Annotated in this window: 11 protein-coding genes; 5 read left to right on the top strand and 6 right to left on the bottom strand. The window is 34.6% G+C overall.

Translation table 11 applies throughout. The annotated features are described in order from the left end of the window. The first annotated feature begins 2 nt into the window (after window positions 1–2). Window positions 3–1,412 (top strand): RagB/SusD family nutrient uptake outer membrane protein, encoded by a 1,410-nt coding sequence (locus IW20_RS09950; RefSeq protein WP_035621454.1) that lies wholly within the window; start codon window positions 3–5, stop codon window positions 1,410–1,412. Window positions 1,413–1,684: 272 nt separating this feature from the next. After that, window positions 1,685–4,081: an alpha/beta hydrolase family protein gene (locus IW20_RS09945; protein WP_165571423.1), complete on the top strand. Its 2,397-nt coding sequence runs from the start codon at window positions 1,685–1,687 to the stop codon at window positions 4,079–4,081. Between the two features lie 68 nt (window positions 4,082–4,149). Here IW20_RS09945 and IW20_RS09940 read toward each other — a convergent pair whose 3' ends face one another. The 3 genes from IW20_RS09940 to IW20_RS09930 form a co-directional block, all read right to left on the bottom strand. Next, window positions 4,150–4,434 carry a DUF6520 family protein gene (locus IW20_RS09940; protein ID WP_035621450.1) on the bottom strand — a complete coding sequence of 95 codons (285 nt, stop codon included), beginning with the start codon at window positions 4,432–4,434 and terminating at the stop codon, window positions 4,150–4,152. 29 nt (window positions 4,435–4,463) lie between these two features. Continuing rightward, entirely contained in the window at window positions 4,464–6,056 is a 1,593-nt protein-coding gene (locus tag IW20_RS09935; protein WP_207761514.1) for a MauE/DoxX family redox-associated membrane protein, read from the bottom strand. A gap of 171 nt (window positions 6,057–6,227) precedes the next feature. Then, window positions 6,228–6,521, bottom strand: a complete 294-nt coding sequence (locus tag IW20_RS09930; RefSeq protein ID WP_051885683.1) for a hypothetical protein — start codon at window positions 6,519–6,521, stop codon at window positions 6,228–6,230. Window positions 6,522–7,142: 621 nt separating this feature from the next. Between IW20_RS09930 and IW20_RS26225 the strand changes: the two genes are divergently transcribed. The 3 genes from IW20_RS26225 to IW20_RS09920 are packed head-to-tail and all read left to right on the top strand — an operon-like array spanning window position 7,143 to window position 8,987. Then, entirely contained in the window at window positions 7,143–7,349 is a 207-nt protein-coding gene (locus tag IW20_RS26225; RefSeq protein WP_165571422.1) for a hypothetical protein, read from the top strand. Continuing rightward, window positions 7,273–7,668, top strand: a complete 396-nt coding sequence (locus tag IW20_RS09925) for a plasmid mobilization protein (protein WP_081912464.1) — start codon at window positions 7,273–7,275, stop codon at window positions 7,666–7,668. Before IW20_RS26225 ends, IW20_RS09925 begins: the two co-directional genes overlap by 77 nt. Next, entirely contained in the window at window positions 7,653–8,987 is a 1,335-nt protein-coding gene (locus tag IW20_RS09920; protein ID WP_035621447.1) for a relaxase/mobilization nuclease domain-containing protein, read from the top strand. Before IW20_RS09925 ends, IW20_RS09920 begins: the two co-directional genes overlap by 16 nt. 241 nt (window positions 8,988–9,228) lie before the next feature. On the opposite strand, the gene IW20_RS09915 is transcribed toward IW20_RS09920, so the two are convergent. From IW20_RS09915 to IW20_RS09905, 3 genes are read right to left on the bottom strand one after another with little or no spacing between them, the layout of a single operon-like run. Continuing rightward, a complete protein-coding gene (locus IW20_RS09915; protein WP_035621445.1) occupies window positions 9,229–10,473 on the bottom strand; it encodes a hypothetical protein in 1,245 nt (414 codons plus the stop codon). A 5-nt stretch (window positions 10,474–10,478) separates the two neighbouring features. Beyond that, window positions 10,479–12,170: a UvrD-helicase domain-containing protein gene (locus IW20_RS09910; protein ID WP_035621443.1), complete on the bottom strand. Its 1,692-nt coding sequence runs from the start codon at window positions 12,168–12,170 to the stop codon at window positions 10,479–10,481. After that, window positions 12,158–14,221 (bottom strand): ATP-dependent nuclease, encoded by a 2,064-nt coding sequence (locus tag IW20_RS09905; protein ID WP_035621440.1) that lies wholly within the window; start codon window positions 14,219–14,221, stop codon window positions 12,158–12,160. The genes IW20_RS09910 and IW20_RS09905 overlap by 13 nt, the downstream gene beginning before the upstream one ends. Between the last annotated feature and the right edge of the window lie 169 nt (window positions 14,222–14,390).

The raw sequence follows: 14,390 nt of genomic DNA, 5'->3' as shown, positions 1-14,390 counted from the left end.
ATATGAAAACGAAATATAAAAAACAATGTATGAACTGCTGTTGGAGTGTATTTATAAAAATAGTTTTTTTAAGCACTGTTTTCTCTATGCCAGCCTGTGACTCCTTTCTAGAAGTAGAGTTACCAAAATCACAACTTACAAATAGTACAGTTTTCCAAGATTATACCACAGCCAATGCGGCCATGGCAGATGTTTATTCCAAAATGAGAGACAAAGGTCTCCTTACCGGAAGTCAATTTGGTATTTCAAATCAATTGGGCAATTATACCGATGAATTTACTTTTTATGGGGCACCTACCAATGCCACTTCAGAATTTTATGCCAATACCATACTCCCCTCTAATAGTACCCTTGAACTATTCTGGAACAACTCCTATAATCAAATTTATGCTTCTAATGCGGTACTTGAAGGAGTTCAGACAGCTCCATTTAGCACACAAGACAAAGCACAATTACAAGGGGAAGCACTTTTTATACGTGCATTACTTCATTTTTATCTCTTGCAACTCTTTGGCGATATACCCTATATCCAAACCACAGATTACAAAGTTAATAGTACTGTAACCAGAATGACAAGTAATGAAATATATGCGCATATTATTACTGATTTAAAAACTGCTGAGGCATTGTTACCATCTTCTTATTCAACAACAGAAAGGGTGCGTGCCAATTCATTTGTAGTAAAAGCTCTTTTAGCAAGGGTTTACCTCTATACGGGGTCATGGGAAGATGCCAACGAAATGGCTACAGCAGTAATAAATAACAATTCGTTATATGTTTTTGAAAATAATCTCGATAAGGTATTCTTAAAAAACTCCACGGAAACAATTTGGCAATTTATGCCAACTGTTGCAGGAAAAAATACAGATGATGCTATCGTATTCAATTTTACCTTAGGTCCACCACCACTGGTAGCGATAACTGAATCACTAATCAATTCATTCACAATAAACGATTTAAGAAAATCACACTGGACAAAAGAAGTAAGCAATAGAATAGGAACATGGTATTCTCCCTATAAATACAAAGAATCAAGAAATACTTCCGTTTCAAGAGAATATACCATAATACTTCGTTTGACCGAGCAATACCTCATCCGAGCTGAAGCCCTAGCTCAAAAGGGAAATCTCATAGTAGCCAAGGAAGATTTAAATAAAATCAGAAAACGCGCGGGGCTCTCCGACATAGAAGCAAGTTCAAAAGAAGAAATTCTAGAAGCAATACTACAGGAAAGAAGAAAAGAATTATTTTCTGAATACGGACATCGTTTTTTTGATCTCAAAAGAGCAAGTAAACTAGACCTTATCTTATCTACAAAATCAGGTTGGAATACTAATGATAAGTTATTACCAATCCCAAAGAGCGAACTCAGTGCTAATCCTAATCTGACGCCTCAAAACCCGGGATACTAAAATTTAACACGAACACAAAAATGAAAATACAATCCAAAATAACCGCTGTCTTGTCATGGCGAAAGATCCCTTTTTTTTTAGTTTTTATTTTGCAATTAGTCGCCTGCTCCCTTTGGGGGCAGGTAGTGCAAAAAAGGGCATTAACAGAGGCGGATTATCCAAAATGGGGACAATTAAGTCTTGATAAAATGAGTGCAAATGGACAGTGGATTAGTTATACAATGTCCTATGAAAATGGTCTTGATACCTTATTTATAAAAAATACTAAATCAATGAAAACGCGAGCCTTTCCTTTAGGGAATAATGGTGATTTTCTAACTCCGAATTGGTTTATCTACCAAACTGTTGAAGGAGTGCATCTGGTGAATCTCACAATAGGTAAACAAGAAACTATAACTAATGTATCTCAATATATGTATGCTCCAATAGCTAAGAAGTTGTTGTTATTGATAAATGAAAAAGAGAACACATTGCTTATTCGGGAACTCAATGGAAGCCATGAGGAGCGTATCAAAGGAGTGAATGAATTTACAATGGATCCTACAAACCAAAGGATACTCTATACAACGACAAGGGCTAATCAAAATACGGTTAACCTTTTGGAACTTTCTAAAAAAAACCAAAATACAATGCTCTTGAGTAGTTTGGGTTCTTTTACGAATTTAGTTTGGCATGAAAAAGGAAAAGCATTGGCATTCTTGCAAAAAAGCCTCGATACAGCCAAGCCCAATACTATTATTTTTTATTATAGCCTATCCAACAAAAAACTATATAGCTCACATGGGAAAAAACAGCAACTTTTCTTGGGAGATTCTCTCTTAATTCCTACTTCAAGTTTTAAATTAAAGATCTCAGATGACATGCAAAGCATTTTTTTTACACTGCAACGTAAGGTTAAATCAAATGAGGACCAAAAAAGCTCCGATGTGCAAATATGGAATGGAAATGCCAAATGGATCTATCCAATGGAAGCAAAGAAAAAAAATGGAATTTATCTTGGATTATGGCATCCACAACAGGATGCTTATCAACTCATAACCAATGATACATTACCGCAAATTATGCTCAGTGGAAATCAGAAATATGCCATTATTTCCAATACACAACAATATGAACCACAATATACTATTGGTGGTCCAAGAGATTTCTATCTTGTTGATTTATCTACTGGCAAAAAAGAGCTGCTTTTAAAGAAACATTCAGGACATTTTCTAAATACCATTACTTCTCCAGAGGGGAAATATATTGCATATTTTAAGGAGCAAAACTGGTGGGTCTATGACATTACAAAGAAAACTCATACCAATATTACTAAAAATATTGGACAACCTTTTTTTCATAACAACAATGAAAATCCACAAAATGAAGATTCTTATCCCAATTTAGGGTGGACACTACATGACAAAGAAATTTTATTGTGTGATCCATACGACCTCTGGGCAATTAGTCCCGATGGCACCGCTGCCCGTAGGCTGACCTATGGGAGGGAAACCAGGACTCAATTTAGATTAGCTGCTTATTCTGGAATTATGTTAGGCAAGCCTAATTACGATGGATGGATTTTTAAAACTATAGATTTAGACCAAGGATTATTATTGGAGGCTACGAATGAAAAGGGGGAATTCGGTTACTTTAAATGGTCCTCAAGATCCAATAAGAAGCTGGCCTTTTCTTCCAATTCACGCCTTGATCAGTTAATTCAGTCTGCCACTGGTGATACTTTTATCTTTAGGGAACAAGGTTATAATCTTTCCCCTAGATTAATGTTACAGAACCACACTGATACATTACCTAAAACAATGGTACAAAGTAATCCACAACAACAGCAATTTTACTGGGGAAAAGCTGAGCGGATTCAATATAAAAATGCAAAAGGAAAATGGTTGCAGGCTATCTTATATTATCCTGCTGATTACAACAATAAAAAGAAGTACCCTATGATTGTTTATATTTATGAGAAATTAACACAAAACCTTCATAATAAATACCTTTATCCTTCCCAATTTGCAGGAGAAGATGAGTCGTTCAATATCACCTCTTTTACAACACAAGGTTATTTTGTACTTGCTCCTGACATTTCCTATGAAATAGGCGACGTTGGAATATCAGCGCTAGATTGTGTTGTTTCTGCAACAAATAAAGTGATTGACCAAGGACTTGTATTACTTGATAAAATCGGGCTTATTGGACATTCTTTCGGAGGATATGAGACTGATTTCATTATTACACAAACCAATCTTTTTACAGCGGCAGTGGCAGGTTCTGCAGCTACAAACCTAACCAGTTATTATCTAACAATAGGAGCTTCTGGAAAACCTGATATGTGGCGTTTCGAGAGTCAACAATGGCGTATGGGAAAATCACTTTTTGAGGATAAGAAAGGCTACGATAGAAACTCTCCAATTGAACACGCTAAGAATATTACTACGCCGCTACTCTCTTGGACTGGAGCAGAGGATAAACAAGTAAACTGGAATCAAAGTATAGAATTTTATTTAGCATTACGCCGACTGAAAAAGAAACATATCATGTTAGTCTATCCCAAAGAAAAACATACAATTATGGATACTAAAAACCAAAAAGATCTTTCTATTCGTGTGCATCAGTGGTTTGATTACCATCTAAAAGATATCGTACCTCCAACATGGATAAGAGCAGCGCTTAAATAATAACTTGCACTAAATAGCAATGCAGTTCTTTTGGAACTGCATTGCATTTTTAATAAAGGTTCTAAAAATTAACTCCCTGGACGAAATAATGGTTCGGAGCAGGTAGTTCCTTCATCATTTAATTCACGAGCTTGGGGTCCGTTAGGATAAAAAAGACGACAAACCTGACCTCCTGTATCATCACATGCTACGGGAATAGCACAAGGGTTTCCTGGTAAGGCAACAAAACCAATTACAGGAGCTAAATCATTTACTTTAGCCTCACTTTGCATTGACATGGTTAAAAATGCACCGGAAATGGCCAATACAAAAACTGCAGCTGGCATCATTTTTTTTAAAATTATTGCTTTCATAATATTATAATTTAAAGATTAATAACGATCTACTTTTTTCTACAGGTATTCGATCTAATTCCTGATACTTGGCCTAGTATATCATTATGTGTATCAGATTTTTTTTCAGCTACACGTTTCATTTCATTTTTAAGTTTATTATTCAATTGATAAACCACCAATTTATTATCGATAAGAACATACAGATGGGTTGATGTTACAAGGAAATTTTGGAGCTTTTTATTGCCAATTCCATAAATAGGGAAACTAAATAAATAGGACTTTTGGTTGAGGTCATATACGTCGATTATTGAGGCTTTTTTCCATACTTTTTTTGATTCAAAACGTCCCGGAACATTGGAGTTTATAAAAAGGAGATGCCCACAGACACTACTATTTGAATTAACTGTTAATGCTGGTGTTGCCATTGTCTGTTCTTTCTTTTCTTTAAGATGAGCTACTTTTATTTGAGCACGTGATATTGTATCAATTGTATTACCACGATAGTCAAGTAATCCGTTTTTATCTGCAACGATGTACTCGTTTCGATAACTATAGAGATAGATTATCCGTTTCATTTCTTCACTGTAATGCAGCATTCCATCTGTATCGAAAATACCATCGATTTGCTTTTGCAATAATTTTGGTGCCATCAGCGTCGTTGATTGAGTACCTGTCTTAAAAACACCCAGAATATTATTACCACTCGAATTACTAATACCTCTAAATGCAATTGTATTACTATCAACAGGTACTGCAGTAGTAAAATAAGGAGGTTTAGGCTCTTGTAATTTAGCCTCCCAATCGGTAATACATCCACTAAAAACAGCAGGGACTATTCCATCTATTATATAGAAAAAAGGAGGGCGAACAATCATTCGAATTGACTTGAAAGAAAAGCTATCGCGATTAAATGTCGCTCGTATTTTTTGTTGTTGTAGTTTATCATTAATGGATAATAAATACATTGGAACGGTATAATTTCCAAGATATAATTTACCATCCCCAGCTCCCGCAAAATAATAGGAATTATACTTCAAATCTAAAGTATGGGTGAGCGTAATAGGATGATGTGGGTAACGGCGAATAAAAGGATTTTGATGATGTATGATTTCTTCCGAAGAAAGAAATAGAATTATGACAGCGATACAACTCAAAAAGAAAGTTAAAACTAATCTAACTGGATACGAAACAAGTCTTTTTACTTTTCTTCCTGAACGACTTTGGGAATGATTAAGCCATAGTGCGAGTCCTGCCATTACTACAAAAACAAGATTAAATATTAAATGTTCCTGCCAGCTCATTTTCTCCAATATTCCTCCACAAGAACATGGTAGAAAAGAACTGTAATTAAGCATGATGAAAATATAAGCTGTAAACATGCTCATCAAACAAAACCCTGCATAAAGTGCCTTAATTCTGGTGCTTGGAAAAAGAAGTAATATCGCTATCAGAAATTCAATAATAAGTACTGCCCAAGAAATCCAACCCGCAAAAGCACTTAGTAAAGGAGATTGTCCAAGTTCTACCTTGAAATTTTCAAAATCAAGTCCTTTATTCATCGCAGCATAAACCAGTAAAAAAACATATAGTAGACATACTATTTCTAAAAAAACTTTTCTTGCATTTTTATATACTCTCATAAGGCGATGATTAAATTGATAAATACAATTACAAATTTATACGCATCAAAATCAAAACAGCATATCAAAATCAAGCCAATAGTTTACAAAAACACGCCATTTTCATCAAATGAAAATGGCGTGTTGAAATTGAATTACGAACAAAACAGAATTAGGTAACCTACATCCCTTCTATTGTTTTGACTCACTAGTTAAGATAGAAAGCTTTTCTCTGAGTTCCATTAGCCCTGCTTTTTGCAAACATTCCTCTCCAAATAATCTTAATTCTTCCAGATTTTCTTCTTGGATACTAGACATGAGAATTGATGGTTTATTATTGTCTTTGGGGGATAAGCCACGTTCAATAATATGGTTCAATAACAATACATTCTTGCGTGAAATTTTTAAATCAAGCTTCACTACCTCATTCATGCCTGGGATACTAAGTACAGTATCTACAACCTTGGCTACATCATTTACTGTCATAATCTTCACGTTTTAAATTAATAATTTATATCGTAAAGGTATAAAGCTAACCTTAAAGTATCATGGACGTAATATGTCCATGATGGATAGAATCCAACTCACTTACATAATTTTGTATCGGAGATAAATGATAACCACTAAAATGTATGATACAATTTTAGATGCGTCCAATTCAAATAATTGCCTTTTAATTAACTTTTAGAACTCTTCAAATAAAAATTAAGAAGCTTAAAAACAATGATGTAATGACACTTCATACCTGCATAAGAAACAACCAAAAACCTTCCTTGAAGCAGTCAGGATTTTGTTGTTTTAAAATTGGTGTATTGCTTTGAAAGAGCACGGTTGTTTATGAAAAATTGGCAAACAAATTCGGTTTTGGAATTACCTCTCTCCAACGGTTTTAAATTGCAGGCAGTGTGCACTTTCCCTGCTCACTAAAAATTAGAGATTCTTCATATGACTTATGAAGATTGCATCAGGTTGTAATGAATGATTTCATAACTATTTACAATGCTAAGACCACCATATTGTAGTTATAAAAAAGTTGCAAAATAGAATAGTATTTTGAAATTCTAAAAAGATTAGAATCTCTAATAGACATTAAAAAAATCTAAAAAGATGCCAACGTTCCTGTCATCAGCAAGATGTATGGTTGTCGGACAACCAGATCTTGCTGCCCCACACTCGGAACTCGTGGGCAGTGATACTAAAAAGATTAAAAAGAGTTTTATAACAATGATGATGAAAGATGATGGAAAGAGAAAATTCAAACAGAACACGCAAGATTACTTTGCGATTGACAGCGGAAGAATATGCGAAAATTGAGCAGAAATGGAAGACTAGTACATGCCGTAAGCTTAGTGATTATTTACGCAAACAACTATTCCACAAGAGTGTTACAACTATTTACAGGAATCAATCTTTGGATGATTTCATAGAAGAAACAATAGTACTTCGTAAGGAGTTAAATGCTATTGGAATTAACTTAAATCAGATAGTAAAAAAACTGCACATGTTACAACAAATCCCAGAATTTAAAGTCTGGATTGTCAGTTTTGAAATTGATAAAAGAATCATAAATGATAAAATTGACAAGATTGAAAAACACACCTCTAAAATTACGAACAAATGGTTGCAATCATAAAATCAACCCATTCAGTCCGAGGTGTTTTTTATTACAATGAAAACAAAGTAAAAACGGGTGTAGCTGAGTGTATCGCAGCTGGAAACTATCCTGCTGACGTCGATAAAATGACAGATACTATGAAGCTTAATCGCTTTATAAAACGAGCAGAATTAAACGAAAATGTAAAATGCAATACGCTACATATTTCTTTGAATTTTGATCCGTCAGAAAATTATTCCAAAGAAAAGCTAATAGCTATTACAGACAGTTATATGGAGAAAATCGGTTTCGGTGAACAACCTTATTTGGTATATCAACATAACGATACAAAACACCAACATCTCCATGTAATTTCTATAAATATTGAGAAAGATGGTAAGCGAATTGATCTGCACAATATAGGCATGAGAAAATCCGAACCTGCAAGAAAGGAGATAGAAGATTACTTTGGACTAGTTAAAGCGGAGGGAAGAAAAAAGGAAGAAAAATTTAGTTTAGAACCTATTTCAATGGGAAGCATTCAATATGGAAAGGTTGAATCAAAGAAAGCTATATTTAATGTTCTCAATACTGTTGTGAATCTTTATAAATATAATAGCCTTGCAGAACTCAATGCAGTTCTTAAACAATACAATATAATGGCTGACTGCGGTAGTGAGAATTCAAGAATGTTTTTAGCTGGAGGATTAGTGTATCATATATTAGACGCTAAAGGTAGACCAATTGGTGTTCCAATTAAAGCAAGTAGTTTTTATACGAAACCAACTTTAAAATTCTTGGAAGCAAAATTTAAATACAATGTGGACAGAAGTATGCACGACAAATCAAGAGTAAAACTTGCCGTTGATATGGCATTATTAAGAGAGCGTACTTTGCCTATAACCGAACTGGCAAGACGATTGCAAAGAGAAGGTATTGATACCGTTTTTAGAAAAAATTCAGACGGTTTGCTTTACGGCATCACCTATGTTGACCATACAACGAAAAACGTTTTTAATGGTAGTAACTTGGGAAAACAATACAGTGCAAAAGCCATTGAAGAACGATGCAGATTAAAGGTTGCTGGTGAAGAAAAAAGAAATCAGATTTATGAAAAGCTTCATTCTAAAGAAACATTAATTACTGTTTTGGAGCAACAAAAAAATACACTTACTATTTCTGATTTAGTAAAAGCATTGGATGTTCTTGTGATGGATAAAAAACAGTACTTTACACTGTTGCCAAAGCTTGATAAGATTATTGACAATTTAATGCAATCTGAGCAGACAACGGATTATTTACCATATCAGTTGAAAAATAAAAGGAAAAAGCAAAAACGAAGAGGACTGTTAGGATAAGTTTAGAAATTAAAGTAGTGTTTCACTAAGATACGTAGTTAGTGAAACACTACTAAAAATACATTTTAACTTTGACATGGTTTTATTGGCATTTTCTGTAAAATAAAATCACCACCTTTCTCCAAGATGACTACTGCTGTAATTTCCAAAATTTTATACTTATAAAATTATGTGATACCGGATTCTAAGGGATGGTAGAAATAATCCTTTTTAGGGTAATTTTACGCAAAAAATTAAAAAATTAGTCCCAACTAGATTCCATAGTAAACTTTTGTCCTAATGTTTTGGTAAGGTATTCAGCTGCCGCTGTATAACCTTTTTCCTTAGCTGTTAGTGCCTGTGTTGGATAGGTTTTTAAATAAAATGAATAATCCCCTTTGGCATAGGAATTTGCAATTTCCAAATCAATCAAAGCTTGGGTAATTTCAGTATTAGGAATACTGGTTACTATTGTACAATTTCCGCAGATATCTTTTTCTCCGTATTGTTCAAAATACTGTTTTGAAACTTCATAGCAGATTAATTCGGCAGCTCTGACAGCTTCTTTAACTCTTTCAGACATTTCACTGCTTACTGTAATTTTTGGCAGCTTAGGAACACGGCTTAAAGGAAGATCGTCTAAGTTGACACTTGCGGTGTCATTAGTCAGCCCTTCTAATTCATCTATAGCAAGTACATATGTGTTTGAGATTAATTTTAAATCATACTCACGGTCAAAATTAGTGGTCCTTGAATGTAACAGATTAATAAGATGTTCTAATATTTCCTTAGATTCATACTTTGTTTTAACTATAATGATAACCTTAGTGAATTTAGTTTGTTCATTTAAGGCATAAAAAGGCATTCCAAAAAACTCAAATTCCTCTGCAACATCAGCCCAGCGCCATTCACGTTCGTGCATCCAGTTAACACTCTTGTTTCTAGTAAGTTTAGTATATACATATCTGTACATTTCTTTACTTCCGATACCACATTCTGCGGCTAATGAACGTAGTCCAATCCCAAAATTAGGATCACCTGCTACTGCCTCTTTCGGTGGAACACTCAAGCCGTATATCACAGGTCTTGCCCCTGCTTCAAATAATTCATGTTTTACAAATGCAATTCCGTAAGGTTCAACATACCCTTCAGCATTTCTTTTTTTAGCATAGTCAATTAGTGCATAAAGGGGCATTTCGGTAAAACATGCAGCAGCCTTTGATCCGTATATTGTAGGGTTCCCTGATCTGAATGACCAGCCCGCCCTTATTACCCCATCATGGAGTATTTTCTTAAGTACTTCAAATGCACAAGCTTCATCAGGGAGTCCATAATCATCTTCCTGATATTTTTCTGTAATACGAATCGGCTTTCCATCATATGTAAATCCATCAGGAATAGCATACTGGTCATCTCCACAAATAAATGAAGATTCAATACTTTGATTATTGGTATTTACGTTATGCACGAAATGTATTACCCAGTTTGATAAATCAGTTCTGCTCATCAGCGTTAAATAGTTTTAATAGTAAAATATTTTTCTAAAGTGTTTTGGTTTGCCAAGCTTAAGGCAGGCACTGAAATAAACAGCTTCTCTCTAGCCCTGCTTGCTGCCACATAATGAAGACGATGCACTTCTTTAGCAAAATCGGGAGTGATTAGAAAATCTAAATCACTTTCTTCTAAAGTAATTACCAACACATTATCAAATTCGTCTCCTTTGGCTTTATGAATTGTTTTATGCTGACTGATATCTTCAGGAATTTTCACGCATAATGCCATATTCTGATAACTATGTCCCACATAAAATTCTTTGGCAACACCGGATCCTAAATTTGTAATATTGGTTTTAATTTGCCCCTTTACCAAAAGAAAAAAATCGTATAATGTCCCCTTGGAGTACCCCTCATAGTGTTCAAGTAAAGTTACGATATGATTTAAGGCAATACTTTTTCTTTTAAAAGGATCAGATTCGTATTTGAATTGTCTTTCCATTTCTTTAATAGAATCTTTGAATTTACCTACTCGCGCATACTCCACAGCCTTAAGACAGCTTGCTACAGCACTACTCCGATATTTATTACCACTACCAGGTTTATCTTTTTCGGAAAGTTCATCAAAAAGTTTAGAATTGAAAGCACCTGAGATTTCTTTTTTCATTGCATTTGCTGTAATATTATGTCTTGAGAGTGAATAGACAGGTTGGGTTCCACAGTGGGATTGGGCAAATGCCAATGCACTACTCCTTTCACCAATCAAAATAAACGGGAGATTTCCTTCTATATTCCGATATTTTTTTTGTTTTATATCCGTTCTTGTTATGTTCAGTACATCAATAATTTCATTGGTACTTCTTCGATTATCTTCCATTACATAATCCTTCATCCCTTTTAATTTAAATTTCTTAAATTCAGCCGGATCAGATCCCTGAAATACATAAATAGACTGCGCAGTATCTCCTATGATTCCGATGATGCTTTCTTTTTGTCCCACTGCTTGAAATATTTTCACTTGTATCGGGCTGCTATCCTGGAATTCATCTATGAATATATAAGGAAAATTGGCTCTTAAAACTTCCAATATAAATGGATGTTTCTTGATGATCTGATAGCTAAAAAATAATACATCATCATGATGCATAATACCTTTTTCCCAAGCCATTCTCTTGTAAACCATATAAGAGGCAGTTTTTATATTGGTTCCATTAACAGCGTAAGGCCGGCTTGGTTTAGCTTCCAATTCCTCTTTATTCTTAAATTTCCATTGTATCTTACTGAAAGCCTTAGCTATCTCTTTGTCGTCTCGAAGATAAACCTGCGATGTTTTTGCTTTCCAATCCGAAAGAAAGCCATAATTTGAAAGAATGGTATCATCATGTCCATCCATTTGAGAAACATCTAAACCATACTCATCTGCTACAAGAAACACATAAGGCTTTATTATATTTTCATACAAAAAGCTGTGAATTGTGGAGACCTCAACTCTTGTTACTGAAGTACCCAGCCTCTTTAGTATGGTTTCAACAGCAATGTTTGTGTAGGTAATACAAGCTATCCTGCGTGTTGCGGCCATTCGAACAGACTTATGCAGTATATTTCTTATATGCTCGGTCAACCAATGCGTCTTTCCAGCACCAGGGCCGGCTGATATGCGAAAATGATGTTCAATATCAGGAAGTATATCTTGAGATGTTATGGTTTGCATATATATGTAATTGCTTTCTTAATGTAATCCGGTACAATAAAATCCTGATATCCGGCCTTTCCTTTCTCGTCTAGATTTTCAATAAGCTGAACAGAAAGGTTCAGCGCATTTTCCCCTTTACCTACAGAATTTAGGTAACGTGCCGCTATAATAGCTTTCTTTTTTTCTTCATCCGGCCATACCGAAGCACTTATTCCAGCCATAATCCTATTGTTTTCATCACTAGACCTCAGGATATCCAAAAATTCATTAATCGGTTTTTTATCTGCATACAACTTCATTAATTTTAAAATTTCACTGCTGTTTGACATACCGTCAGTAATTAGCAATTCTGAAACAGTATTGCTCAGGATAAGGTCATATTCCAATGTTTTCCCATAGGTTGCGTCTTGTGTAAAAAAAGCAATGTTCTTATGACTTCCTTCCGGATACAAACCTGATGAAGGATTGTTTTGATAAGCATAGCTAGCAGTATCAATATCTACCTCATATGGATAGCATTTTTTAAACCTGCCTGACGGCAACTCTTTTCTTTCAGGATCCCTATCGGTAATACAAACTATTTTTTTTGGAATCGTAAACGGTTTATCGGTATCAAAAAGATATAAGAAATGTTCAAAGAATCTTCCTCCGACATTTATAACAGCAGTATGGTTCTCTTCAAGGGGTGTCCCCTCATATTGAGCAAATACGGACATAAGAAGCTGTTCTGCCAAACCTTCTACCAATACGATACTTTTTGCGAATAACATATCTGACTTCGTAGCATCTAAAAAGCGCTGTACATACTTTTTACTTTTACCATCATCCGGAAATACTTTTCCAGGATAACCTACCGTTGTTACGCCTTTGTCATTGTGTAGGCATATAATCTCATCCAAGGATACGGCGGAGGTAATATTGGTAGAATGAGACGTCACAAAAATCTGCCTTACCTTATTTTCTTTTTTATTTTCTCGAAGGAATTTTAGAAATTTATATTGCATAGCAGGATGCAGGTGGGCTTCGGGCTCCTCAATAGCCAATGTTGCAAAGACTTTAGAATTGCTTCCCATATAATCCCCATTAGAATTGACCTGCATTTTCGCAAGCAATAAAGACATATATATAAGATTGTTATATCCAAGTCCATTATGTGTTGCCGGAATTTTAATGCCGCTTTCATATTCAACAATGAGCTTTAGTACAGAATACATTTCAATATCACTCATACTTCCCTCAAAATTAGGTGGCGCATCAAATGAAGCCCCGGTTTTATTTGCATAGGATAATATTTGATCTTTACCTTCTTTCATTCTTGTATGAAGGGTACTTATCAGTTGGTCAGCCTGTAAGGAGAAATCCTGTTTAAGCTGCTTAATTTCTGCAAGTTTTTTACTTTTAGATTTAGTTACCTCAGGTTCATTTTTTATCCCGTAATCCATAAAAAAATCAAATACTTCCCGAAGAAGTGTATTTCTACCCGTCAGCATGTCTTTTTCAACATCCCTTATTGCGTCCAAAAACTGAAAATCAAATTTTTGAAGTGATTCATGATCAGCAGCAGTCCGATTGACTAGATTGCCGCCCCATATTCTCGCTACAAATAACCTTATGAAATCATGTTTAATTATTTTCCAGGCTGTTTCTCGTGCTTTTATAGGATCAGTATCTGTAATACTTTTCATTGCTGCTAAATAATCGGGAATATCCTTTTCAGGCAGGAAAAACTCATAAGTAAGTAGTGCCTCGTATTTAGTATCAAGCACTGTCAGCCAATTTCCAACTGTAACCAGGTCATCCAGTTCTGTGTGACTGCCTTTTTTGATTGTAAGGGAGATGCTGATTTTTGGCGGAGCGGCCTGCAACTGACTGAATTCAACATTTTTATTAAAATCATCTGTTTCTAATCGTTTGGAGGCATTACTGTCAAGAACTAATGAAAGCGCTTTAAGCAGATTGGTTTTTCCTGCATTGTTATGACCAATAATTACATTTACTCCCTCATTGAATAGTACTGTCTGATCTGTAAAATTTCTAAAATTGCTGATTTTTATTCGTGCTATATACATTTTTATCAATTAATTCTTTCAAATGTAACAAATAAAATATAGGAAAATCAATGTGTACGTTAAAACAATAAATATAAATAAAATAAAAGTGACCCTTTTCATGAGTAGCATATAGAACCTAAGAATAACTATTTCTTTTCAATTATAGTTATTAAGTAACTCCAAAAAA

The sequence above is a fragment of the Flavobacterium hydatis genome, from assembly GCF_000737695.1.
Lineage (GTDB): Bacteria > Bacteroidota > Bacteroidia > Flavobacteriales > Flavobacteriaceae > Flavobacterium > Flavobacterium hydatis.
The sequence above is the reverse complement of the archived record's forward strand: the minus strand, read 5'-3'. Positions and strand labels throughout refer to the sequence as shown.

Excerpts from the sequence above, each read along its gene's own strand:
- IW20_RS26225 (WP_165571422.1), top strand. The coding sequence starts at position 7,143 with ATGCCAACGTTCCTGTCATCAGCAAGATGTATGGTTGTCGGACAACCA.
- IW20_RS09915 (WP_035621445.1), bottom strand. The coding sequence starts at position 10,473 with ATGAGCAGAACTGATTTATCAAACTGGGTAATACATTTCGTGCATAAC.
- IW20_RS09920 (WP_035621447.1), top strand. The coding sequence starts at position 7,653 with ATGGTTGCAATCATAAAATCAACCCATTCAGTCCGAGGTGTTTTTTAT.
- IW20_RS09910 (WP_035621443.1), bottom strand. The coding sequence starts at position 12,170 with ATGCAAACCATAACATCTCAAGATATACTTCCTGATATTGAACATCAT.
- IW20_RS09935 (WP_207761514.1), bottom strand. The coding sequence starts at position 6,056 with ATGAGAGTATATAAAAATGCAAGAAAAGTTTTTTTAGAAATAGTATGT.
- IW20_RS09950 (WP_035621454.1), top strand. The coding sequence starts at position 3 with ATGAAAACGAAATATAAAAAACAATGTATGAACTGCTGTTGGAGTGTA.
- IW20_RS09940 (WP_035621450.1), bottom strand. The coding sequence starts at position 4,434 with ATGAAAGCAATAATTTTAAAAAAAATGATGCCAGCTGCAGTTTTTGTA.
- IW20_RS09945 (WP_165571423.1), top strand. The coding sequence starts at position 1,685 with ATGAAAACGCGAGCCTTTCCTTTAGGGAATAATGGTGATTTTCTAACT.
- IW20_RS09930 (WP_051885683.1), bottom strand. The coding sequence starts at position 6,521 with ATGACAGTAAATGATGTAGCCAAGGTTGTAGATACTGTACTTAGTATC.
- IW20_RS09925 (WP_081912464.1), top strand. The coding sequence starts at position 7,273 with ATGATGGAAAGAGAAAATTCAAACAGAACACGCAAGATTACTTTGCGA.
- IW20_RS09905 (WP_035621440.1), bottom strand. The coding sequence starts at position 14,221 with ATGTATATAGCACGAATAAAAATCAGCAATTTTAGAAATTTTACAGAT.